The sequence below is a fragment of the Pseudoalteromonas sp. SR45-5 genome (assembly GCF_014163565.1).
Taxonomy (GTDB): Bacteria; Pseudomonadota; Gammaproteobacteria; order Enterobacterales; family Alteromonadaceae; genus Pseudoalteromonas; species Pseudoalteromonas distincta.
Genome location: NZ_JACJDN010000884.1, coordinates 1 through 1,256, shown reverse-complemented (window position 1 = coordinate 1,256; position 1,256 = coordinate 1). Strand labels below are relative to the sequence as shown.

At 38.1% G+C, this 1,256-nt stretch carries 1 protein-coding gene; it reads right to left on the bottom strand.

Annotated elements, in window-relative coordinates; genetic code table 11:
- Positions 1 to 139: 139 nt before the first annotated feature.
- On the bottom strand, positions 140 to 1,256 hold a 1,117-nt coding region (locus tag H5072_RS19825), incomplete at its 5' end, for a putative zinc-binding metallopeptidase (protein WP_182694561.1).

Sequence of the window (1,256 nt, the reverse complement as noted above, 5' to 3'; positions counted from 1 at the left end):
CCCAAAATTCTAAATTTAAAACTAATAGAATATAGTCTTTGAAAAGATCAACACGCCCTAATGTTTTCTGTCTCTTTAGCAGTTATTTTAATAGTTTACTGAGTAAAACAGTAAACTATCTTACTCAATTAATTACTTCTTATGTTAGTAAATCAGGCATTAAATTGAGCCTGTTATGGATAGCATGATGGATGAAAGATAACTTAGTTCGCACCGCTTGAGTTAGTACAAATGGGTAGGCATCGGCAAGTCCCATGCTGCGATTTAGTGAATTTAGAATGATCGAAAATTCCATCCAAGTATCTAAAATAGCATCAATCGATGTTTGTGAATTAAAGTAATATGCACTTTGTGGCAATCTAAGCTCGTCTGCTTCATCTAATTCAAACTCATTACCTGTTGTTGAGCCTGTAATTGAAAAGTTTTTGGCTGTTTCTAAAGTATCGATAATGTGCATGTAATGCGCCCATGTTTCCGCCCAGTCTTCATAAGGGTGCATAGTTGCGTATTCACTGATAAAGGTTTCATGCCAGTTAGCTGGCGCGCCTTGCTTGTAATGAGTATCGAGCGCTTGCTGGTAATCTAATTCGTCATCACCAAAATATTGCTTACATAAAGCATGTTTTTTTGGTGAATTTGCGATTAGTTGATCAAAATAATAATGACCGAGTTCATGGCGAAAATGGCCAAGTAAAGTACGGTAACGCTCGCCCATTGCTATTTTAGCTTGAGAGCGTGCTACGTCGTCTGCTTCAGCTAGGTTTATAGTGATATGCCCGCAATCGTGTCCTGTAAATACAACGTCTTGACCTATAATAGGGCTTACAAAGTGATCGCTTACGTTACGGTCTGCTATAAAATCGAAGCTTAATCCGCTTTCAGGTTCTTGAATCGTGGTATTTAAAGGGAGTGATAATGATTTTAATGTATACAAAGCGCGACGTTTTGCTGTCTCCATTTTTTTCCATAATGGAATATGTTCAACAATACTTAAATCGGGCACCGTTTCATTAAAGCGGCACGAAAAACACAGCACTTCGTCTTTATCGGCAACAGGTATAAATGTGTCTAAATTAACCATACCATTGCATACGTGATACTGAGCGTTGTTATCACATTTTTTATAAAAAACGTCAGGCGCTTCTGCTTTGTAAAATAACCCCGATTGCTCATCAATTTCATAGGGTTCAACTTGGTCGAACTCATCATCAATACCCACGGTTCTGCCGCAAGCCAAACAATGGCTGCTTTCAAAA